This window comes from Verrucomicrobiia bacterium (assembly GCA_036405135.1).
GTDB lineage: Bacteria > Verrucomicrobiota > Verrucomicrobiia > Limisphaerales > JAEYXS01 > JAEYXS01.
The window spans coordinates 64,547-89,096 of sequence record DASWYF010000039.1; the positions used below are offsets into that span (position 1 = coordinate 64,547).

The 24,550-nt window shown below is 56.3% G+C and carries 11 protein-coding genes; 4 read left to right on the forward strand and 7 right to left on the reverse strand.

Annotated elements, in window-relative coordinates; all coding sequences use genetic code 11:
- Positions 1 to 5 precede the first annotated feature (5 nt).
- Genes VGH19_19250 through VGH19_19260 form a run of 3 tightly spaced genes read left to right on the forward strand, consistent with a single transcriptional unit; the run spans position 6 to position 4,484 of the window.
- Positions 6 to 554, forward strand: coding sequence for a hypothetical protein (locus VGH19_19250; GenBank protein ID HEY1173510.1), 549 nt, complete (start codon positions 6 to 8; stop codon positions 552 to 554).
- Positions 551 to 763: a hypothetical protein gene (locus tag VGH19_19255; protein ID HEY1173511.1), complete on the forward strand. Its 213-nt coding sequence runs from the start codon at positions 551 to 553 to the stop codon at positions 761 to 763. Before VGH19_19250 ends, VGH19_19255 begins: the two co-directional genes overlap by 4 nt.
- Positions 756 to 4,484, forward strand: coding sequence for an FtsK/SpoIIIE domain-containing protein (locus tag VGH19_19260; protein ID HEY1173512.1), 3,729 nt, complete (start codon positions 756 to 758; stop codon positions 4,482 to 4,484). Before VGH19_19255 ends, VGH19_19260 begins: the two co-directional genes overlap by 8 nt.
- 115 nt (positions 4,485 to 4,599) lie before the next feature.
- Here the strand turns inward: VGH19_19260 and VGH19_19265 are convergent, their stop codons facing one another.
- The 6 genes from VGH19_19265 to VGH19_19290 all read right to left on the reverse strand — a co-directional run bounded on the left by VGH19_19265 (position 4,600) and on the right by VGH19_19290 (position 14,095).
- Positions 4,600 to 6,234, reverse strand: coding sequence for a hypothetical protein (locus tag VGH19_19265; GenBank protein HEY1173513.1), 1,635 nt, complete (start codon positions 6,232 to 6,234; stop codon positions 4,600 to 4,602).
- Positions 6,231 to 7,001 carry an ABC transporter ATP-binding protein gene (locus tag VGH19_19270; protein ID HEY1173514.1) on the reverse strand — a complete coding sequence of 257 codons (771 nt, stop codon included), beginning with the start codon at positions 6,999 to 7,001 and terminating at the stop codon, positions 6,231 to 6,233. Before VGH19_19270 ends, VGH19_19265 begins: the two co-directional genes overlap by 4 nt.
- 138 nt (positions 7,002 to 7,139) lie before the next feature.
- Positions 7,140 to 8,222 carry a chorismate synthase gene (gene aroC / locus VGH19_19275; GenBank protein HEY1173515.1) on the reverse strand — a complete coding sequence of 361 codons (1,083 nt, stop codon included), beginning with the start codon at positions 8,220 to 8,222 and terminating at the stop codon, positions 7,140 to 7,142.
- A gap of 136 nt (positions 8,223 to 8,358) precedes the next feature.
- Entirely contained in the window at positions 8,359 to 9,777 is a 1,419-nt protein-coding gene (locus VGH19_19280; GenBank protein ID HEY1173516.1) for an efflux transporter outer membrane subunit, read from the reverse strand.
- Between the two features lie 14 nt (positions 9,778 to 9,791).
- Complete coding sequence (locus VGH19_19285) at positions 9,792 to 12,968, reverse strand: multidrug efflux RND transporter permease subunit (protein HEY1173517.1); 3,177 nt, start codon at positions 12,966 to 12,968, stop codon at positions 9,792 to 9,794.
- Entirely contained in the window at positions 12,965 to 14,095 is a 1,131-nt protein-coding gene (locus VGH19_19290) for an efflux RND transporter periplasmic adaptor subunit (protein HEY1173518.1), read from the reverse strand. Before VGH19_19290 ends, VGH19_19285 begins: the two co-directional genes overlap by 4 nt.
- A 160-nt stretch (positions 14,096 to 14,255) precedes the next feature.
- Here VGH19_19290 and VGH19_19295 point away from each other — a divergent pair, with 160 nt between their 5' ends.
- On the forward strand, positions 14,256 to 15,206 hold the full coding sequence (locus VGH19_19295; protein ID HEY1173519.1) for a LysR family transcriptional regulator: 951 nt from the start codon (positions 14,256 to 14,258) through the stop codon (positions 15,204 to 15,206).
- 31 nt (positions 15,207 to 15,237) lie between these two features.
- On the opposite strand, the gene VGH19_19300 is transcribed toward VGH19_19295, so the two are convergent.
- Entirely contained in the window at positions 15,238 to 24,543 is a 9,306-nt protein-coding gene (locus tag VGH19_19300; GenBank protein HEY1173520.1) for a hypothetical protein, read from the reverse strand.
- Positions 24,544 to 24,550 lie beyond the last annotated feature (7 nt).

A 24,550-nucleotide genomic window follows, 5' to 3' on the forward strand; every position in this document is an offset into this window, starting at 1 on the left:
CTGAAATGGCTGATCGCGCACAAGTCACATCTGTTGAGGCTCTGGAGATCTTCCGGAGCCATCTCATCGTCTATGTGGAAAAACTTACGAACGCCGCGGACGATGTGACAGACGAAGTGACACGCACAAGAGTTTGGCTGGAAAATGACCGGCGGTTGCAACTTGAATCTGAATTGCGACGCCGCGCCAAAGTGCTGGAGATGGCGCAGCAGGAACTTTTCAGTTCACGCATCTCCAATCTGGAGCCGTCCACCTTGGACCGTCAGATGGCCGTGCGCAAAGCCAAGAACGCGGTAGATGAAACCATGCACAAGCTCACGGTCTTGAAGAAATGGAACCGGCAGTTCGAAAGCGAGGTCGATCCTCTAGCCAGGCAAGTGGAAAAAATGCGCACCATGCTCGGAACGGACATGACAGAAGCCGTGACTTCTCTCACCCAGATGATCACCATCTTGGAAGCGTATGTCAGGCTTGCAGCGCCTGATGCCGGACAGGCAGCGGCTACGGCGGCCTCTCCAGATTCGGAAAACAAAGAAGGAGACACACCCTCATGAATCTGCAATCAGACAAAGCAGTATTGATGAAAGTCTCCAAGGATATTGCGGCAAGCTGGGAACAGGCCAAAGGTTCCTGGCGTGACACCAAGAGCGGCGAGTTCGAACGGGCTTACATCGCACCCTTGCAGTCGAACATCACTGCGGCCCTCTCGGCGATCGACAAACTGGATAAACTTCTAACTAAAGTCAGGAAGGACTGTGAGTAAACATCTTCGGGTAACAGAAGTGCTGGAACTTCTCGCTCAGTTACAGACTACAGTTCGTGATTTCGCGACAAGGGGAAAGGCTCTGGACCAGCAATTCCGGTTTCAAACCAGTTCCACGCGCCGTACCGGTGATGCCACCATCGCGGATTTGGAGGCCCGCCTGGCGGGCACCCTGACGGATGTGGAGAACCAGTTTCAGGCCATCAAAGAAAAACTTGAAGCACGCCACGCCGCCCGTCAGAAACGGCTCGCGCGCGCTCAGAAATCCAGTCACGGCCAGCGTCAGCAGGAGGTAAATGATTTCGAAGGCAAACAGAAATACCAGTTGCAGCGCGAACTCCTGCAGAATGAACGCCGGCTGGAAACCGGCCTGGCCAACGAAGAAAGCATTTATGCGGAGTTCACAACCAGGATGACTGAATCCTTGGGGCATTTTAATTCCCTGGATCACGCTGTTCAAAAAACATTCGGCTCGAACAAAAAATTCAATCTGCTGCTGGAGGCGGTGGCGGTTGAAAAAAGTCCTGATGCCACCTCCACGCACGAGCAAGACCTTAAAGAATTGAACGAACTGACCGACCGCACGAACGCTGAGTTAGCCCAGTTCCAGAAACTATTCCTGCCCTCATTATTCCGCTCCCAGTCCGATCCGCTGGCCGCACAGATCGCCCAGTCCATTCTCCGGGGACGCAAGCTGGCCGCGGCGGTCTCCAACAAATCTGCGGCGCACCACGCAGCCGAACTGCAACACATCAAGGACGTTTGCACTGCCACCACCAATTCCTTGAATGAGCATTGGTCAAGAGTCGTGGCCGAAGCCTCCTCATTGCGCGAGAAATTCACCAGGAATGTCGCTGAACGACATGCCAATGCGCTGCGCCGCAGCGAGCATCTGCTGCATAAGCAATTGCAGCAATTCAAGCAACAACATCAGGCACAGTCGGTCCTATTGCGCGAGGAAGCAGACATCAAAAAAAAGCAGCATGGTGAAAATCGCGACCTGAAAGTCGGGCAGTTTGCCAGAGACTATGAAGCTCAACGCCAGGAACTGCTTGCCTCTCTTCATAATATCCTCAAGCCGATCTATGAACGGTTTGAAGCCCACATGGCGGTCACGAATGATAAGTCCCCGGATTGGCCGGAGCATCTGGCGACAGACTGGCAACCACCCGCAGAATTCGTCAGCGCGGCCAAATTCGCCAGCCTGGAAGTGGATGTCGATAAACTCGCAGAGGTCAACTTGGGTGAAATCAATCTCCCCCTGCCCGGTCCGGCACGATTCACCTTGCCGCTCTCGTTGAACTACCCATGGAACGGCTCCATTCTGCTCGAGACTTCGCAAACGGATGCTGAAGCGATTGATTCGTTGAACAACATCATGTTGCGTTTGCTGGAGCAGTCGCCACCGGGACGCGCGAGCTTCACTATCATTGATCCGGTGGGGCTTGGACAAAGTTTCGCCGGCATCATGCACCTCGCCGATTACGGCGATCATCTGATTAACAGTCGCATCTGGACGCAGCCGCAGCAGATCGAGAAAAAGCTCACGGAACTGAGCGAACACATGGAAAAGGTCATCCAGATGTACCTTCGCAACGAATACGAGAGCATCACCGAGTATAACGAAAAAGCAGGTACAATCGCCGAGAAGTATCATTTTCTCGTAGTTTCAGGTTTCCCTGCCAACTTTAGCGAACAGGCGGCCCGTCGCCTTCTCAGCATCGCAACCAGCGGTGCCCGGTGCGGAGTTTTCACGCTTATCCAATGGGATCGCCGCCAGTCTGTACCGCATGATTTTCTGGGCGATGAATTGCGGAAAAGCAGCGTCAGCCTCACAAACAAAGGCGGCGCATTTGCCTTCTCCAACTTCAACAGTAACGGTCTCAGGCTTACCTTGGATCGTTCCCCTTCGGCAGATTTCGTCACCGAATTCATCCAGCGTGTCGGTCAATGGAATATCAACTCCAACCGCATAGAAGTACCCTTCTCGCATGTGGTGCCGCCGGAAACGGAGCAATGGTCGCTTGAGACATCCAAGGAACTGCGCGTGCCCATCGGCCGCACTGGCGCGACAAAGCTGCAGTATCTCGCCATCGGTCAAGGCACACGACAGCATGCGCTCATCGCTGGCAAAACGGGTTCCGGAAAATCCACCCTCTTCCACGTCATCATAACCAACCTCGCTCTGTGGTGCAGTCCTGAGCAGGTGGAGTTTTATCTGGTGGACTTCAAAAAAGGTGTGGAGTTCAAATGCTACGCCAGGCGCAATCTGCCGCATGCCCGCGTCATCGCCATTGAGAGCGATCGCGAGTTCGGTCTTAGCGTCTTGCAAAAATTGGATGATGAATTGCGCCGCCGGGGCGAACTCTTCCGGAAACTCGGTGTGCAAGATGTGGCTGGCTACAGGCGCGCGGGCGGTACAGAACCCATTCCGCGTTCACTATTGTTGATCGATGAGTTTCAGGAACTGTTTGTGGAAGATGATCGTGTCTCGCAAGGTGCTGCGCTTTTGCTGGACCGTATTGTACGCCAAGGCCGTGCCTTCGGCATCCATGTCATCCTAGGGTCACAAAGCCTCGGGGGTGCTTATACCCTCGCGCGCACGACGATGGGGCAGATGGTGATCCGCATCGCCCTGCAATGTAATGAAGCAGATGCATATCTCATCATGAATGAGAACAATCCCGCTCCGCGAATGCTGACCCGCCCTGGCGAAGGCATCTACAATGACATGGCGGGATCGATGGAAGGCAACAGCCCTTTCCAAACCGTCTGGCTCTCCGACGACATCCGGGATCATTACCTCGACAGGGTGGTCGCAATGAATCTCCTGCGGCCGAGCTCATTGCCCGCCCCCATCGTCTTTGAAGGCAATGAACCAGCCGATGTAAAAACGAACGATTGGCTGCAACCGTTGCAGTCGGCCGGGCGCGTCACAACTCCCGCACAAGCCTCGATATGGCTCGGCACGCCAAACTCCATTAAAAGCGCGACCGAAGTTGTGTTCCAACGCCAAAGCGGCAGCAACCTGCTTGTCGTCGGACAAAACCCCGAAGCGACCCTCTCCATTATCGCCGTCTCACTCGTCGCATTGGCCGCCCAATATCCGCCAGGAAAAATGCGGGCCATAGTCATCGACGGATCCCTGCCCGGTTCAAGCGAACGGGCTTATTTGGATGCTGTTGTCAGCGCTGTCCCTCAGGAGATCATCATCGCTCGCGGAAATGAAGTAGACGAACAAATGCGCTCACTCGCGCAGGATTTGCAGAAACGAACGGAAAATACTGCAGACGTTGAATTTCCCGTGACGTTCGTGTTCATCCATGATCTGCAAAAGCATAAACGGTTGCGTTATGAGGAAGATTTCAGCTTCTCCACTGACGACAACGCTCCAGTCAACCCGGGCAAAATCTTCGAACAGATCATCACCCAAGGTTCAGCTATGGGGATTCACCTTCTGGTCTTTTGTGACACGTTCAACAACGTGAACCGGTTCATCAATCGCAAGGCGATGACGGAATTCGAGATGCGTATCCTCTTCCAGATGAGCACAAACGACTCTGCCAGCCTTATTGATTCCGCCAAGGCCTCCAACCTCGGATTGCATCGAGCAATTTATTATAATGAGCAAACCGGAGATTTGGAAATATTCCGCCCTTACTCTCTGCCGACGAGAGAGTGGCTGGAGAAAGCAGGCGGTGAGACGGCCCAGCCGAAGTAGCAAGCAGCGTTGACCACGGACCGCGCAGTGCTGGACCAAGCGCTTTTGAAGCGCAGCCCGCAGAAGTATTCTGATCAGAATGCTTGGGCGGAAATCCTGCGAAAATGTCTTCTCGCTATTCCATCCTCTCCCATCGTGCAGATGCGATAGAGAATCTTGCCACCGCATATATCACAGCCATCAGCATACATTCCGCCGCCAAAAACCACCAGAACCAACCTCCTGCTTTGGACCAGATCGCCAATCCTGAAAGAATCATCGAGCCGAACATCACCCCCACAGTCATCGCCCCTTGCTTCATATTCTTCGTCCCGTCGATAGGCACCGACATCGGCACGGCCTTGCCCCCCAGATTTGGTATCAGCGCAAAAAACGGCAACGCAATCAATCCGGGCAACAAAAGGAGCAGTAGATCCGGTGAATTTGCGACAAAAATAGCAATGCCCGTAAACACCACCAGAACTGGCAGAGTCAGGAACAGCAAAACTGCCCGCCTTGCTCCGTGGCATAACTGCCCTGGTCCCCTCATGGGGGCTTGTCTGAAGATATCAGATGCCTGCCATTGCTGGGAAAATGCCAGCAACCCCAAAGCCTGCAATGGGACCAGCGCCAGGTAACTCCCCGCAAATGCGATCCCAAAACCACCACCGCTCTTTCCTGTCAAGGTGCCTTGCAGCAAAAAGAAGACCGGCATGATCAGCATAGGTGCGATCGCCGGATATATCCGCAGCTTCACTTCCCGGTCTCGAAACAGATAATTTGCTGTAAGCAGAAACGAGGCCCGCGAGACCGGATCACGCAACCACCAGCTAAACGGAGGGGTCCTTACCAGCTTCGACAACCATCTTTCTCCTGTTGATGATGCCGCAGTTTTTGTCGGCTTCGCCTCGTTCAGCGTCTGTAACCCCGTGTCGTAATCCTTTGCCAGCTTGTCAAACGCCAGCCAGACCACCAAAGCAGTTGCCAGCATTCCACATCCGGCCAGCGTCCACGATATGGAAGCGCGTTGTCCGACCATCACATCATCCATTCCGGCGAACCAAGCGGGCGGCAGCAGATATATCCACCATGCCTTCAGAACGGATTCCGCTCCCGGCTCCATGTAGCGTAATAGCTGTGGCACCAATTGCCCGCCCAAAACCATGGCAATGGCTACCAGCATCTGCACCATCGTCATTAGATTATCCAGCCGTTCGCGGCCGAACCATCGCAAGCAAAGCTGATATACGAGAACAACTGTGGCTGTGCAAAACAACGCCTCCAAAAACAGGGAGAATGCATGTGCGGCCAAAAAAATGATCCCGATCTGCCGGATGCCCAGGGCGAAACCGATGAAATTGAAGGCCCCCGCCAGCCAGAGAGACACCTGCACCATCACTGTTATCTTGGCCCACAGCAACGCCTTGGTCGTCACCGGACGATGCATCAAGATATCCGACTCTTCCTTATTGAACAGCACTTCGCCTGCGGACGCCGCAACGAACATCCCAAGGAAAATCGTTGTCATTCCATGGAGATACAATGACAACGCAAATATGGATTGCTTGGCGAAGGCAATCGCCACCAACCCGATCAGCGCGTAGATGACCAGCGTCATCCCGAGCTTGCTCCCAACAGATGACGGCGCTCCACCTTTCTGAATGCCACGCGAGGTCCGGCCACGCAGGAAGAGCGTGAGAAAAAGTTTCCGCAACACCTTCTCTTGTGACGGCGATGGCCCGGGTTCAGGCAATGGCGGCGGCAAACTCATGAACGGAATGTCTTAGCAAAATCCGCAGCCCGCCGCTCTATTTCCTCACCGCCGGTCAGACGCGTAAACAGTTTCTCTAGCGTCCCTGATTCGTGTGTTGCCACGAGTTCATCCGGTTTCCCGTCCACCATCAACCGTCCCTTGTCAATGATCACCACGCGATCACACACACGCTCCACCACATCAAGGATGTGGGAACTGTAAACGATCGTCTTTCCCTCGCGCGCCAGTGTCTGGATCAAGGCTTTAAAACCCACCGCTGCATTCGCATCCAGGCCGTCCAATGGCTCATCAAAAAATACGACTGGGGGATTATGCAACAAAGCGGCGGTGATGACCACCTTGCGTCTCATGCCTTTTGAGTAGGCACCCAGCAACTTGTCCGTCAGTGTGTCCCATGTGAGATCAAAGAAAACGATGAATTGCCGGATTCGTTCCCGCGCCTCCGTTTCTGGAATCCCATATAAGGCTCCTACCATCTCCAGATATTCCAGCCCGGTCAGCGACTCAAACACTGCCCCCGAATCAGGCACAAACCCCACCTTCCGCTTCACTTCCAACGGTTCATGCACCAGATCAAACCCGCAGATCGTCGCTGATCCACTTGTCGGTTCCAGCATCCCCGTCAGCATTCGCAACGTCGTCGTTTTCCCTGCTCCGTTCGGTCCAAGAAAGCCGACAATCTGCCCCGCCGGCACTTCGAGAGACAAGCAATCGACCGCCAACTGTGTTCCGAAGTGTTTGGTAAGCTTTTGTAAGGAGATCACAAGCCCGTCCTTGTTTCGGCAAAATCAATAGGCATGCCAGCATGCTAATCATATTCTCTGACTTTTGCCCAGCCTAACCGGCAGGAAGCATGGACACATCCTCATCCTGTTCAGGAGGACGCCGTAATTCAGCCTGCCTCATTCTAGGCACTGCGCCTTATGACGTAATGCATGATCGATAAGTACAAGTGCAGTCATCGCTTCCACCATTGGCACCGCGCGAGGCAACACGCATGGGTCGTGCCGTCCCCGGCCCTTCAGCGTCGTGTTCTTGAGATCCTTGCCGATGGTGTCCTGCTCATGCATCACCGTCGCCACCGGCTTGAACGCCACGCGGAAATAGATCGTCTCGCCGTTCGAGATGCCGCCTTGGATGCCGCCTGAGCGATTCGTCACCGTCCGCACCTTGCCACCCTTCATGCGGAACAAGTCGTTGTGCTGCATACCCGTCAGACGGATGCCATCGAAACCAGAACCGATATCAAAACCCTTCGATGCCGGCAGACTCATCATGCCCTTCGCCAGATCTGCTTCCAACCGATCAAACACCGGCTCACCCCAACCAACTGGCACGCCACGGGCAACACCTTCAATGATGCCGCCTACGCTGTCACCAGCTTTGCGAGTCTTCTCAATGAGCTTGATCATCTTTGCCGCCGCCTTCTCATCCGGGCAACGCACGATGTTCGATTCGATATCCTTGACCGCCACTTCCTCCGGATTCACTTCCACTTTGATGTTCTGCACCTGCTTCACGTAAGCGAGCACTTCCACGCCAAAGCGTTCCTTAAGCAACTTCTTGGCAATGGCCCCACCCGCTACGCGCCCGATCGTCTCCCGCGCGCTGGTGCGTCCGCCCCCCTGCCAATTGCGAAAACCATACTTCGCCTGATAAGTGTAATCCGCGTGGGAAGGACGGAACTTGTCTGCCATCTCGGTATAAGCTTCCGAGCGCATGTCCTCGTTCTTCACCCACATGCTGATGGGCGTGCCGAGCGTCTTGCCCTCAAACGTACCGGACATGATCTTCACCGTGTCCGATTCCTTGCGTGGCGTAACGATGCTGGATTGCCCCGGCCGACGCCGGTCCAAGTCAGGCTGGATATCCGCCTCGGTCAATTCCAGACGCGGCGGACAACCATCCACTACGACGCCCACGCCGCCCCCGTGAGATTCGCCCCACGTAGTGATCCGAAACAAATGACCGAACGTATTACCCATATAGATTCAGCCATCTTGAGGAAAAACCGCCCGCAGGTCAAACGGTGAGAGGTGATTCGTTAAATGGTTAAAAACATTAAACCGTGAAAAGATCGCTCTTTCCACGGTTTTATCAGCTTTTTATCGGTAGAATTGGCTACTTTTTCTCCGGCTCCCAGCCACCACCCAAAGACTTGTAAACACTCACGAGAGCCGTCGCCGCGTTCACCTGGCTCACCACATGCTGCTCTTGTGTGCTTAACAGCGTGCGCTCAGCATCCAACACAGTCAGGAAGTCAGAGACGCCATCCTGATAGCGTTTACGGGCCAGCCCAGCCGCTTCTCGTGCCGCTTCCTCGGCATCACGCAGATGCCCAAGACGCACTTGCTCACGACCATAATTCGTCAGCGCGTTCTCCGTTTCCTCAAGCGCGAGCAAAACCGTTTGCTCATAGATGTTCAACGAGCCTTCCACGCGGGCATCCGCCGCTTTGATCTGGGCCCGCACGCGCCCTAAATTCAACGCCTCCCAGGTGATGCGCGGACCGAACGACCACGCTTCATTACCCGAATCCACGAAACCGGATAAACGTGTCGCCTCCAAGGCCACGCGCCCATTGAAACTCACCCGCGGAAACAAATCCGCCGTTTCAACTCCCACGCGAGCTGTCGCGGCCGCCAAAGAACGCTCAGCGGCACGTATATCAGGACGGCGACGCAACAGCGCAGCCGGATCGCCCAAGGCCAAATCTCCCGGTAACACCGGCAGCGGTGATTCCTTCAACAGATCCTCCGCGAGCGCCTTAGGCACATGCCCTGTAAGCACGGAAAGCCGGTGAATCGTGCGATCAATCGAGGCTTCCAAAGGCGGGATCGAACCGAGTGTGCTGCTCAATAACGTCTTCGCACGCGCCACGTCCAATTGTGTACCACGACCACCCGTCAGCAAGGCATCTGCCACGCGCAACGTTTCCACCTGATTCGTCGCATTGCGACGAGCCACATCCAGTTGCGCCTGACCGCCTCGCAATAGCAGGTAATTGATGGCCACTTCTGCCCGGATGCTGATCAACACATCAGCACGATCTGCCTCCACCGCTTCCACCGTGGCTTTGGCCGCATTCACGCTGCTACGCACCGCACCGAACAGGTCGAGTTCCCAAGTGGCATCCACGCCCACTTGATACAACTGGCGATGACGCCCGTTGCGCGACTCATTCGGATTCGTCGCCAAACTGCTTTGCGAAACCGCATAAGACCCATTCGCCTGCGCCGTGGGAATGTAATCGAACCGGGCTTCACGCCAGAGCGCACGAGCCTCTTGCAAACGTGCAGTTGCGATCTTGAGGCTGTGATTGTTTGTCGAAGCCTGCTGGACAAGTTGCGTCAGTTTCTCATCCTGTAAACTGCGCCACCATTCTTGATCCACGAGGTTCATGGAAGCACTGGTCAATGCCGTACCAAAGGCGGCCGGCGACACCGTCTTGGGCGCTTCATATTTCGGCCCCACCTGGCAACCACTCCATACCGTGGCACCCAGCACCACTGCCAATCCCGTCGGCATCCAATTTTTCATCTTAGCAAGCATGATCAGTGTCCGGGTTGAGCGTGAGGGGGTTCTTCCGACGTAACATCCGCTTTCTTCTTAGAGAATTTCCGGATCACCACATAGAACACCGGCGTGAAGATCAAACCGAAGATCGTGACGCCGATCATTCCGTAGAACACAGCGGAGCCAAGTGCCCGTCGCATCTCGGCACCAGCACCCGTGGCCAACACCAACGGCAACACGCCCAGGATGAACGCGAAGCTGGTCATCAAGATCGGGCGCAAGCGCAAGCGGCATGCCTCAACGGCTGCATCGAAGCGGCTCATACCCACATCTTCACGCTGCTTGGCGAATTCCACGATCAAAATCGCGTTCTTCGCCGCCAGACCGACCAGCACCACCAGCCCGATCTGTGTGAACACATTGTTATCCATCGACTTCATCCACACGCCGCCCAAAGCAGAGAGCAAGCACATGGGCACGATCAAGATGATCGCGAGAGGCAAGCCCCAGCTTTCATACAAAGCAGACAGCACGAGGAAAACGAACACCACGCACAGCGGGAAGATGTACACAATGGTGTTACCGGCCAGAATCTGCTGATAGGTCAGGTCCGTCCACTCGATGGAGTAACCGTCCGGCAGATTTTCTTTCGCCAATTTTTCCACTTTGGCGATCATATCGCCTGAGCTCACATTCGGCAGCGTGTTACCATTGATATCCGCCGAGTAATACAGGTTGTAACGCTGCACGCGATCCGCGCCACCGATCTTGGTCACTTCCACCAGGGCGCTCAACGGCACCATCTCTCCCTTGCCATTGCGCGTCTTCAAGCGGTTGATGTCCTCCGGGTTCACGCGATAAAGCGGGTCCGCTTGCGCCATCACCTGATACGTGCGACCGAAGAGGTTGAAGTCATTCACGTAGATGGACCCCAGATATACCTGCAGCGCCTCGTTGATATCCGCGAGCGAGACATCCATCGTCTTCGCTTGTGCGCGGTCGATGCGGATATTGTATTGTGGGACGTTTGCCTTGAAGCCCGTGATGAGCGAGATCAGTTCGGGATCTTTCTGCATCGCTTCCAGCAACCGACCCGTGGCCACCTGCAAAGATTCCAACCCCGCATTGTTCAAGTCCTGCACCTGGATACGGAAACCACCGGCATTACCCAAACCACGCAACGGCGGCGGTGGCAGCACGATCACACGTGCTTCCTGCACTTCGGCGAACTTCTGCCGTATAGTCGCCAGCAACTTCTCCCCCTTCAGCGCCGGGTCTTTACGGTTATCAAATTTATCCAGCACCAAGAAGGCCGCCCCCACGTTCGGCTGGTTCGCTTGCAGAACGGAAGAATACCCCGAGATAGCGAAGGTGTGCGCCACACCGGGAATCGATTGCGCCAGCTTATCCACCTTTTGCACCACGGCGTCCGTGCGCTCAAAGGAGGAACCATCCGGCAACTGGATCACGCAGATCATGTAACCCATGTCTTGCGAAGGGATGAAGCCCGTTGGCACCGCCTTGAACGTGCCCCAGGACAACCACACGCAACCACCATAGACCAACAAGATCACGATGCTGACCCGTAGGAAACGGCGCACGGAGTTCGCATAAAAATCTGAGGCCCAAGTGAACGACTTATTGAACAGGCGGAAAAACCAGCCAAGCAAGAAATCCAGCAGACGTGTCAAAACATCCGTTTTCTTATGATGCGGCTGCAGAAGTAACGCGCACAACGCCGGGCTCAATGTCAGCGAGTTGAACGCCGAGATCACCGTCGAGACCGCGATCGTCAAAGCGAACTGACGGTAGAACTGCCCCGTGATGCCGCTGATGAACGCCGTAGGCACGAACACCGCGCACAACACCAAAGCCACGGCGATGACCGCCCCGCTCACTTCACCCATCGCTTTGATCGTCGCTTCCCGCGGACTCAAACCATCCGCGATGTTGCGCTCCACATTCTCCACTACCACGATGGCGTCATCCACCACGATACCGATGGAAAGCACCAATCCGAACAGGGAAAGATTGTTCAGCGAGAAGCCGAAAAGTTTCATTACCGCCAAGGTGCCAATCAAGGACACCGGCACAGCCAGCAGCGGAATGATGGACGCACGCCACGTCTGCAAGAATACGACGACGACGATGACCACCAGAATCACGGCCTCGATCAACGTCACCAACACGGACTTCATGGAAGCACGCACGAACTGCGTGGTGTCGTAGTTGATGCGATAATCCACACCTGGGGGGAAACGTTGCTTCAAACGCTCCAAAGCCTTGTAAACTTCATCCGCCGTGTCCAAGGCATTGCTGCCGGGTAATTGGAACACGCGCAAGGAAACCGCATTCTTACCATCCATGTAAGTCTTGGACGCATAATCTTTCGCACCCAACTCCACTCGTGCCACATCCTTCAAACGGACGACATCACCGCTCTCGCCCGTTTTCACGACGATATCTTCGAATTGTTCCACACTCACCAAACGACCTTGCGCCGTCAGCGTGTATTGAAACGCCGTCCCCGCCGGAGCAGGTTGCTGGCCAAGGCTGCCCGCCGCTACCTGCACGTTCTGTTCACGGACAGCACGAACGACATCACCGGCCGTCAACTGACGGGAGGCGATCTTGTCCGGGTCCAGCCAAAGGCGCATGGAGTAATCCAACCCGCCCAAGCTCGACGCCTCGGCCACACCGGGCAAACGGGCGATCTCGTTCTGGATCTGCAACGTCACATAATTCGCCAGATATGAAACACTGCGTGAACCATCCGGGCTGAAGAACTGGGCGGCCAGCGTCAGATCAGGCGAACGCTTTTGCGCCATCACACCCAAGCGGCGCACATCTTCCGGCAGTCGCGGCAAGGCGGCATTCACGCGGTTCTGCACCAGTACTTGTGCCTGATCCAAATCAGTCCCCAACTTGAAGGTCACCGTGATCTGCACGCGACCATCCGCCGTGGATGAGGAAGAGACATACAGCATGTTCTCCACCCCGTTGATCTCCTGTTCCAGCGGCGTAGACACAACCTCCGCCAATGTCTTCGCATCGGCACCTGGATATGTGGCAGTGACAACAACGGTCGGCGGAATAACGTCTGGATACTGAGATACTGGCAAAACGAGATAAGCCAGACCACCCAGCATAGTGATCAAGATGCTCAGCACCGCCGCGAAGATCGGGCGGTCCACGAAGAAGCGCGAGAAATTCATTGTGCGCCGTTGCTTGAGTTCGTGCCACTGGCGGGCTGCATCTCGGACATCTCAGTTGTCACTTGCTGTCCGGACCGCACCGCCATCATGCCGTTGACGATCACTTTGTCGTCCGGTTTCAACCCTTCGCGAACGACCCGCATACCATCGATGATCGGGCCCGCTTTCACGGGGCGATAGACTACCGTGTTCTTGGAATCAACCAGCATCACATAACTGCGGCCCTGATCGTTGCCTATGGCGGCATCGCGGATCATCATGCCTTGATAAGTCCCTGAACCCGGAATCTGCACACGCGCAAAGAAGCCAGGAGCCATCAACTTATCCACGTTCGGAAACACGCACCGCGCACGAATAGTACCGGTGTTGGGATTCAACTGGTTATCCACGAAGTCCACCGTTCCGATGTGCGGAAACGTCGTGTCCGTGGCCAAGCCCATGCGAGCGGGGATCTTCTTGAACAAAGCGCTCTCGCGTTTGCCCTGACGATACAATTCGCGATATTTCAGCGAGGAACGCTCATCTACCTCGATGTAACAGTAGATTGGATCGAGCGAAACAATGGTAGTAAGCACTGAACCGGAACTACCACCGCCCACTACCAAGTTACCCGAGGTCACCCGGGCGTTGCTGATGCGACCGGAAATCGGCGCACGCACTTCGCTGAATTCCAGATCAAGTTTGGCTGCACGCACCGCCGCCTCAGCCGCCTTCACGTTCTGGTCAGACTCAGTCGCCTGCTTGGTGCGTTGCTCATACTCTTCTTGGGAGATGGCGCGGCTCTTGAAGAGCGAGTCGGCATTCTTTGCCTCGATCCGGCTCAACTCGGCACGGGTCTTGGCCCGGCTCAGTTCCGCCTCCAAACGGTCTACAACTGCCTGAAATGGGCGGGCATCCAGGGAAAACAGCAGATCGCCCGCTTTCACATCAGCGCCTTCCTGAAAATGAACCTTCTCCAGGAAACCGGAGACACGAGCCCGCACCTCGACAGTTTCCACAGAGGCAAGCCGCCCCGTAAACTCATCCCACTCATCGATTTCTTTCGGGATCGGATTCGCTACGGTCACTTTAGACAACGGCGGAGCATCCGCAGCTTGCACCGGATGCGATATTGTCAACGCCAGCAACGTAATGATACTGGCTGCCAGAAATGAAATCCGGCTCTGGAACGAGAGTTTCCCGAAGTTACAGGACGAGGTACAGCTATCCCACATAAGGAGGATATTGTGCCTTCTCGTGCAAATTTGGCTAGATGCACACCAGACATATCGGCTATACATTTTTTGCATGACCAATCTAGATGATCTCCGTTTGCTGCGCGCGTTTGTGCGTATCGTGGAGAGCGGCAACATCTCATCTGCTGCGCGGGTGCTCAATGTTTCACAGCCAACACTTAGCCGTCAATTGCGCCAGCTTGAGAATGTGGTGGGTGTGCCATTGATCCGGCGTGACACTCACACGATGAGCCTGACACAGGCAGGCAGGACCTTGTTGCATGACGCCAGAAACTTGCTGGGTCTTGCCGAATCCGCCGCTGAAAGGCTGCATGAAGACCGGGTCGTGCCGCGGGGACATATCCGCGTTGTTTCAGTCGTGGATTTCGGACAGTGGATCGTCACCAAAGTCTTGGCCCGCTTTTGCGAAACCAATCCAGAAATCACCGGCGAGCTGCATCTCCTCAACCGACCGACCAAGTTTGTGGAAGAAGGCTTTGACTGTGGCATCTCCGTCGGCGAACCAACAGACAAGTCCGTGGTGGCAAGAAAGGTATGCACCTTGAAACGCCACCTGGTCGCCTCTCCCAAGTTACTTGCAAGAAGACATACGCAACCGAAGTCCCCATCGGATCTCAGGGATATCCCCTGGCTTGGCATCTTGCAACCTCACTTTTATGCGCGCGACAGGTTAACTTTGCACCGGGAGAATAAATCCTGCACGGTGACGGTAAAGCCAGTGATGTTGTTGGATGGCGTCACTGCCTTGCGTGAAGCCGCCCGCGCCGGTGCTGGGTTCACCATGCTTCCAGCCTGGCTGATTCATCAGGAACTGGCGGCAGGCGTATTGGTTCCCATCCTGCCTGAATGGACGATGAGCGAACTGGATCTGCATGTCGTACATCTGCCACACCAGCGCCTGCCTGGACGCGTAAGAGGTTTTGTCGATTACTGCCTGCGAGAGATCCCTGTGGTGATGGAAGATCTGCGCTCCTGTCAAAAGACATCACATCGGGTCGCCTGATAAAATCCGTTGCTTCGCCATCATTGGTTTCTCAGGGCATCAAAAAGACGCGATAGTTTCGCAGAGAAATGCTGGCTGGCTCCGGATAGGTGTTGGGCGGGCCTTGATCCAGCAATGCCACCGTGCTTCCCGTTCCAATGATTGAGAACAGCATCGTGGTCCAATTGATATTGTCGTCGCTATACTGCACGTAGTAGGTCCGACCAAGGAGTGTGTTGATTTGCAGTAGGTAATCCTTGTCATCAAGGCGTTGAACCTGGACGCCCGTAAGCAATTGCGAGCCGCCAGAAACGCTTGGCGGGGTTTGAACCGGGGTGACATCTACCTCGAAGGTCGCTGCTGTTGGAATCTGGCTGCCGGCCGGCACACGGAATTCCACCACCAATTCAGCTGTCTGGTTGGCAGCCAAGGTGACATTGAACATCACATAGCTGCGTCCATCGATCAAAGTGCCCGCAGCGTGCGGCAATGTGACACCGGACGGCAGGTTGCCGACTGCCACACGTACCGCATCAATCGTGGAACCTGTAGTGTTCGTGATCTGCAAACGTTGCTCAAAGAGACCCGTCAGCGGATTGCTGATGCTGCCCGAAGACAGGGTGCTGACCACTGAGAATTGCGGGAATCCCGGAATATTGCTGCCGTTCGCAGCATCAAGCAGCAGTATCCCGCCCGTCTTCACAACACCAGTCAGGCTCGTGGCATCCGCGACTGTCACCAAGCCACCGCCGAACTGCACTCTGCCCACTGGCACAGTTCCCACCGTGCCCACCGCCACATTCGTAGCATCGATCACATTGATGCCACCGGTGCCAGTCGCCATGGCAATAAGAACCACTTCCGTCTCGACCGCATTGCCGCCGGACACGCCTATGGCAACCGCAGAAACCATCCGCAGATTGCGTGCGTAGATGTCCGGTCCGGCATCTGTGCCTGCTTCAGTGATGCTGCCACTCGCGGATACGATGCTGACATCACCCCAAGCCGCCTGGCCAGCAAGGATGTTGCCACCACGATCTGCGGTGCTCCGAGCATCCACTTGGTTAAAGGTCACACTGCCTGAGGCGGAAATCCGAATATTCGCCGCCACAGTCTGTAAAACACCGTTCAACGTCACACTGCCACCGGTCGCTGCGATATCAGCCGTGCCACCAACTACACTTAACATGATGCCCGCATTCACGGTGAGGCTGGCGCTGGACAAGATGCTCAGGCTGCCATTGGCCACCATCACATTCGCCGCCACTACCGCATTGCCACCGGCGGAAGACAAGAGGACATTTCCGGCGCCGGTGTTATTCACCGCCGTAGTGATCGTCAGACTGCCAGCCAGCGTGCGGATAACGATGCCAGTCGCTCCACTGATGCCACTCAAGGGGCCAGCGTCACCACTTACCGTCGGCAGACCTTCCACCCCCACAGTGTTTACGTTCACTGCGCTGATCGTATCGACCGCCAAGGTGCCCGATGCCACGATGTTTACGCTGCCTCCAGCGGAAACGGCAATGGCAGCCGCATCAATCTCTATACCATCCGCAGCATTGGGCACCAAATCACCTGCATTTCCGGCGGTGCTCAACCGGATGTTACGAGCGTAGATATTGACGGCTGCGCCAGCGTCGGCATCCGTGATGCTGCCACCCTGGGCAAACACGCTCACATCACCCCATGTGCTTTGTGCTCCGCCATTCCGCGTGTCCACGATACCCAGCTTCACCGCACCGCTGGCCACCACGCGGGCATTCCCACCATTCGCCAGCAATTGTGCCGATGCCGCCATGGACACATCGCCACCTTGGGCGATGAGTTCAGCTGTTCCGCTCATCACCGACACATTGGCATTCACCTCAACACCTGCGCCGGAAATCACGCTCAGGCTGCCACCTGCCAGCGCGATCGTAGAATTCGCCGTCACGGCACCGGTCGCGCTCAGGAGCAGGTGGCCAGATGTAACAGTGATCCCACCATTCACGGTCAGATCGCCCGCATTCACCAGGATCATGCTGGCGGTGGAGAGCATACCGGTCAAAGTCTGCGCAGTCTGCTCGCTTGCCGTGCCGTTCATTGCAACGACAGCCGTGCTCACCGAGACACTGCCCACGGTCAGATTGCCGGTGTTCGCGATCCGGACCACCCCATTCGTTGTTACCGCAAGCAAGTCCGTATCCAGCACAAATTCATCGTTCAATGAACCGATCGCGGAACCGCCATTCAGCACCACAGCGGCGGCAGTGATATTCACACCAGTATCAGTGCCATCAGCGATGCCACCAAGTGCTATCACAGACACTTTGCCAGTCGCCGCATCAATCGCGCTGATCGTTGTCAGCCCCGAGGATGCCAGTGCTATATCACCACCAAACGTGTTGATCACAGCCACGGTCACACTTCCCGATGCAGAACTGATGGTGACATCGCCGCCCACCGTCGATATCTGCGTGCCGACATTCATATTCACGGACGCCGATCCGACGACCGTGACATGGCCGCTGCCAGTCATCACATTCGCCGAGATCTGCACGCTGTTACCACTGAGGTAAACTTTGCCGCTACCCGAGGCGCTGATGCCCGCCCCCGCCCCCATGGAACCATCCGTGATCGTCAGGCTGCCGTTCAATGCGCGCAAGTAGATGCCGCCATTGCCCAGTGACGTCCGGACGTCACTCTTCGTTCCATCATTCAATGTCGTCCCCTGCAATCCACTGGCCTGCACCTTGCGATAGGACACCGTGACATCACCCACCGTTACCGCATTCACATCGTTGACCGCTACGCTGCCTGCGCCCGATTCAGCCGCAAGCACCGCAGCATCGATGGCCAATGCTTTTGTAACTGGAACATAAGCAACACCTGGCACGACATCCCAAGTCAGCCTCACACTGCGATCTGCGAGCACCTGTGGCTGCCTCATTGTCACCGTCAGACCAGGGGTGCTGTAGGCAATACGATAGAAGCGGCGGCTCTCAGCTGGCGTCGGATCCACATAGGTGACTGTGGCATCTCCGGTCGTCATAGTGACCACATCGGTCCAAGTCACAAAGTCAGTGGTGTATTGCAAGCGGAAGGTCGGCTCATTGATGCCGCCGATGTTACGGGCAGCTTGCAGGCTGACACCCTGGCCATAGATGCGGACTGTGGTCGAACCCGATGAACCTGCATCAGAGATTCCGCCCGTAGCCGCCTGGACAAACACATTGGCCCAAGTGGTCTGCGCTCCACCAGTGCGTCCATCCAGCAGACCGATCATCACATTGTTCATCGCCGTTACGCGGATGTTGCCACCACCGGAAACCATCGATGCACTATCCGCCATCATCACGCTGCCCATAACGGCTTCGACGCTTATCACGCCACCACCCGTGGTAATATCGGCACCCGCTGCAAAGGTCGCATTCACGCTGCCGCTCAAGGTGATGTCCCCGGAGCCGCTGCGGACATCGCTGTTCAAGACCAAATTGGAAGCAGAACCCTGAGCTTTGAGCAGGATGTTTGCCGCACCCGTGGTGATAAGAGCCACACCATCAGTATCAGAACCGTCCGTCAGGGTGATCGTACCATTCACTGTAGTGATCGCCACATTGCCGCTGCTCACGATGTCGCTTTGAGCGCCATCCGTGCCTGGAACAACTGATCCGCCGGATTGCACCATATTGTAAGCGACCGTGACCGAACCGATTGTCAGGTTGTCGGTCTCGACAAGGTTCACACCGCCACTGCCCGCCACCAAACTTATGGTTGCCACAGTGATCTCCAATTCAGCATTCGAGAGGCCGATGCCACCACCTGCGGTAGCCATCAAGGAACTGGAAACCACATTCACGTAAACATCCCCGCCATCCGTGATGTTACCAGTGGTCGCGATCAAGCTGACATTCTGTGCCACGATGCCGCCCACTTGGATATTCACTCCGGCAGCCATCCGGACATTGCCACTGCCAGCATCCACCTTGGCAGATGCCGCCATGGTGATCGATGAGCCGTTGAACACGATCGACGCAGCTGCCGTGGTCACATCCACGTTCGCAGACAGCGTCAGTACTGCTTGGGCAGCGAGTGTGATGTTACCCGTGCTGCTGGAGATGTCGCTATTTACCGTCAACGCACCCGACCCTGCATCGATAAGAATATTGCCAGAACCGTCTGCGCGAACGGCTACGCCATCAGCATCGCTGCCGTCGTTTAAAGTCACCAGCCCGTAGGCAACCAGCACAATGTTGCCATTGGCACCGGCTGTCAGATCACTTTGAGCCGTCACTTCGATCTGCGAGAGGCCGGCCGTGCTGGTAACTGATTGAACGGTCACAGCCACTGCCGTCACGACGGCATCGTTGTCTTCAGTGATATAGATACCATTATCCGTCGAGGAATTGCCTGCAGCAGCAACTGTCAGGTTCACCACATTGGTCGTGAGATGGCGGTTGTATGCACCCACGGCATCATCTGCTTCGATATGGAGGTTGATGGCCGTCACATTCTTCGTGGAGAGCGCCGCATTGATGATCGATCCCGTCTCAGCGATCACAGCTACATTACCACCGGTCACATTGCCCAGCGCAACCACTGTCAGGGCATACAAACGGACGGATGAGCCAGTGGCTTCGATTGAGGATTCCCCGTTCATCAAGAGACTGCCATCCAAGGCTTCCACGTTCACCGTACCAGCCGTGATTACATCTGCCCCGGCCCAGAGCGAGATGGAGCCGGTGGTGATCAGAGTGATATGACCCGAGGTGCTGCGGACATCCGCACTGATGATCAAGGAACCATCATCGCCGCTGATCAGCACCTTGCCACTTCCGTTGGCACTTACCGCCACTCCATCGGAATCCGAACCGTCAGACAGCGTCACCCCGCCATTCTTCGAAACCAGAATAATGTCACCATTGCTTCCGCTGGTGAGATCGCTTGAAACATCCGCTGCCGGTGTGATGACCACGTTACCAGCCAGCACTTCCATCACCTGAACGCTCACTCCGGTCACCGTTGCTCCGTTGCCCTCGCTGATATAGATGCCAGATTCACTGCCACTGCCGGTGGCGTTCACGCTCAAGTTGCCCACAGATGTGGTGATGTGGCGGCCCGCGACACCCACATTCTTGCCGGCTGCCATCAACAAACTCACCGCCGTGACATTCTTCACTGAACCTGCCGCATTCGTGATCGAGCCAGCGTTCGCTATCACCGCCACGGCTGCGGCTGTGACATTGCTCAGCACCACATCCGCTGAAGCATACAAACGTACCGTTGCTGAACCCGTGGTCGCCACTGTGGAGTCACCCGCCATCGTCAAACTGCCGCCGTTTGCCTGCAGGTTGATCGTGCCCGGGGTGCCCGTGGTCACATCCACACCGCCACCCAAAGCAATGCCTTGGCCGGCTGCAATTGTGATATGACCAGCCGAACTGCTGACATCCGCATTCAAAACCAGACTGCCGGAATCCGAACTGAGCCGGATATTCCCCGCCCCCGTCACCGTCAACGCCGTATTGACCGTCACCACACCCGTTCCGTTACCAAAGATGATCGGACCTTCAGCGGTCACCAAGCCAGATTGCGTGTCCACCACCGCGGGCACTGTTACCACACCCGCTGTATCCACCACCCGGTTCACTGCCACGGCCACCGTCCCCACAGTCACAGCATCTGTCTCAAACAGGAAGATTCCGTCTGCCCCAGCATGAGCCGTTATTGTGGCCACCGTGGTTTCAACAGGATTCACACCGGAACCGATTCCATCATCCGCTTGCAGTCGCAGACTGTCAGCAGCGATATCAACACCGCTGCCGTTGTCCGCATCCGTGATGCTGCCGGTATTGGCGATGACACTGACATTCGCACCTGTGCTGATCAGACCGCCCAAGGCCACATCCACACCGGCATACAACCGGATATTTCCACTGACCGCTGTAACATTGCTCGTGGCGCTCAAAGTGATGCTGCCAGTTGTTGCCTGCAGATCCACGGTGCCTGCGCCACCTGTGGTGATGTCCGCATTGGCCGTGAATTCCAAGCTGCCAAAGGCCACCACGCTGATGTGACCCGTCCCGCTCTTCACATCCTCATCACCGAAGATGCTTCCAGCCAAGGTCTGCAACAGCACATTGCCCGTGCCGTGTGCGCTCACTGCAGTGTTGTCATTGCTTGCCGTGCCGTCATGTAGCGTGAGATCGCCCGTCGCCACCACTATCACGATGCTGCCGTTGCCCAGCACGGTCACGACATCACTCTGTACCGCATCTGCCGCCGTGCCCAAGGCTGCAGTGGTCGTCACCCGGTTCACAGTTACGGCAACATCGTCAATCACCAGGCCGTTCGACTCACGCAGGAATATTCCTGCTGTCATCGTGTTGCGTGCTGTCAAGGTCGTGACATTGGTTTCAATCGAATTGTTCGATTCACCAATACCGTCTTCAGCCAGCAGGCTCAGGCTCAAGGCGGTGACATCCACAGTGCCATCGCTATCTGCGTCAGTGATGCTGCCCGTGTTGGCCGTGACACTGACATTGCCACTTGTGCTGATCACACCGCCAAGGACGACGTTCACGTTCGCGAACAGACGGACATTGCCGGAACCGGCGGTCACATTGCTCGTCGTGCTTGACGTGATGCTGCCAGCAGCAGCTTCGATATCCACCGTGCCCGCGCCTGTGGTGATGATGTCCGCACCCGCGATCAACGAGATGCTCTGGGTGGCGATTACACTGATATGTCCAGTGCCGGAGACGACATCCGCATTTGCCTCAAGCGTGATGCTGCCCAAGGCACCCTTGGCATACAGCAACACATTGCCGCTGCCATTCGCGCTTACACCGATGCCACCAGCCGGGGCCGTACCTTCGGTCACCGTGATCGCGCCATTTACCGTCTGCAAGGCAATCGTGCCATTCGAACTGTTCATGGTCGCCAAATCGCTCAGATTCACCACGGTGTCACTCACATCCGCAGTCACACCCTTGTCATCCACTCGATGCACGATGACAGCCACCGTGCCGATGGTCACCGCATCCGTTTCCTCTATATTCATGCCGCCTGCACCCGAGCGGGCCGCCAGCACATCCACTGTCACATCAATATCATTGTCGGAAGCACCCATCGCGCCGATCGCATTACCCGCTTCCATACGCAGACGTCCGGCGATCACGTTCACATAAGTATCGCCGTTATCCGTGATGCTATCTGTGGCCACCAGACTCACATCGCCGCCACCCATGCCGGCGTTCACTCCACCCAGCAGGATGCTCGCACCGCTCTGCAGACGGATGTCGCCATTGCCAGTCACCGTGGAGATCTGCGAATTGCTGGCCATGGCGATCGAACCTGAGACCGTCAAAATATCTATCGTGCCCGCCGGAGCGAAGATGTCGGCCGTGGCCGCCAGACTGACTCCGTTCGTCGCATGGATGCTGATGTTACCCCCGGCGCTACGGACATCACCCAAAGCATTCAGCACCACATCACCCGCCGAGGTCCAGAGTAGGATATTGCCCAAACCAGTCGCATGGACCGAGTAACCATCGGCATCGCTGCCATCCGTCAGGGTCATCGTATTGCCAGCGATCAGGACGATGTTGCCATTGCTGTTGGCAGTGACATCGCTCTGCACATTATCCACCACTGGAGTCAGACCGGCTGTTGCCGTCACAGCTTGGACCGTGACCGTCACGCCCGTGACCGTCACTGCATTATCCTCAGAGATATAAACGCCTTGCGTGGTCAGGTCATTGCCTTCAGCCACCACCGTCAAGTTCGTTACCGCTGTCGTGATATGGCGAGCAGCCACACCCACGGCGTCATCAGCATCGATGCGCAAGTTCGTGGCGGTCACGTTCTTAGTCGTGCCTGCCGCATTCGTCACTGAACCGGTATCAGCCACGATCGACACATTGTCCGCCGTCACATTGCCAAGTACTACGTCTGTGCTGGCATAAATTCGGACAGATGAGCCGGTAGCCACCACATTCGCGGTTCCGTGCATTGTCACAGAGGCTGCATCACCATTGATACCTGCACCCAACAGCACTGTCCCTGCTGTTGCAGTCGTCACATCCACACCCGTTTCCAGAGCCACACCCAACGATGCCACCAGGCTGATATCGCCAGTGCCGCTCTTCACATCAGATTGCACCGTCACATTACCCGCACCAGCGCTCACCAAAATCTTACCGCTACCATTGGCGCTGATCGCCAGGCCATCTGTATCAGCACCATCCGCCAATGTAATGCCGCCAGCCGTGGACACCAGGATAACGTCGCCGTTGTTGCCTGTGGTCAGATCGCTTAGGACATCCGCCGCACGCACTGTCGGCGTATTGGTGACATCAATCTCCGTCACGGTCACACTAACATCCTTCACCGTCACGTCGTTGTCCTCAGTCACGAACATGCCGGCGGTTGTATTGCCCGTCGCATTGACCGTCAGGTTTGTCACGTTGGTGGTGATATGGCGGAGAGCCACGCCCACGTTGCGACCCGCCGTCATCAGCAAGTTCGTCGCCGTCACGTTCTTGGTCGTACCAGTCGCATTCGTGATCGAACCGGTGTTTGCAATCACCGCCACATCAGCCGCCGTCACATTACCCAGCACCACATCCGCCGAGGCATACAACCGGGTCGCAGAATCCGTCGCCACTACCGTGGAATTGCCCGCCATCGTCAGGCTGCCGCTATCCGCACGCAGGCTAACCGTGCCAGTCGATGCCGTGGCGATATCCACGCCTGCATTCAATGTCAGCGATTGCGCCGCGATGATCGTGATATGACCCGTAGTGCTGTTGATGTCCGCATTGACCGTCAAGCTGCCCGCAGCCGCGTTCAGCAGGACGTTGCCTGAGCCATCGGCAGTCACTGCCGTGTCAATTGTCATCGTGCCTGTGCCGTTGCTCAACACGACCGGTCCACCCGTAGTCACCAGGCCGGCTTGCGTATCCGGCGTGGCTGGCACCGGTGTCGGCGATACGAGGCCCGTGTTCAACACCCGGTTCACCGCCACCGCCACTGTGCCAACTGTCACTGCGTTTGTCTCATACAGGAAGATGCCGTTCGCGCCCGCATGTGCCGTGACCACATTCACCGTGGTTTCAACCGCATTATCCGCGGCACCGATACCGATGTCCGCCTGCAGACGGAGGTCATCGCCAGAGATATCCACGCTGCCCGTATTACCATCGTTATCACCATCAATGATGCTGCCCGTATTGGCGATGACGCTCACATCCCCCGTCGTGCTCACCAATCCGCCCAACACCACATCCACTTGGCCATACAACCGGATGTTGCCAGAACCTCCCGTCACATTGCTCGTCACGCTCAACGTGATGCTGCCCCCAGTCGCCTCCACATCCACC

Coding starts and splice junctions, on each gene's coding strand:
- VGH19_19250 (HEY1173510.1), top strand. CDS start 6: ATGGCTGATCGCGCACAAGTCACATCTGTTGAGGCTCTGGAGATCTTC.
- VGH19_19255 (HEY1173511.1), top strand. CDS start 551: ATGAATCTGCAATCAGACAAAGCAGTATTGATGAAAGTCTCCAAGGAT.
- VGH19_19265 (HEY1173513.1), bottom strand. CDS start 6,234: ATGAGTTTGCCGCCGCCATTGCCTGAACCCGGGCCATCGCCGTCACAA.
- aroC (HEY1173515.1), bottom strand. CDS start 8,222: ATGGGTAATACGTTCGGTCATTTGTTTCGGATCACTACGTGGGGCGAA.
- VGH19_19280 (HEY1173516.1), bottom strand. CDS start 9,777: ATGAAAAATTGGATGCCGACGGGATTGGCAGTGGTGCTGGGTGCCACG.
- VGH19_19285 (HEY1173517.1), bottom strand. CDS start 12,968: ATGAATTTCTCGCGCTTCTTCGTGGACCGCCCGATCTTCGCGGCGGTG.
- VGH19_19295 (HEY1173519.1), top strand. CDS start 14,256: ATGACCAATCTAGATGATCTCCGTTTGCTGCGCGCGTTTGTGCGTATC.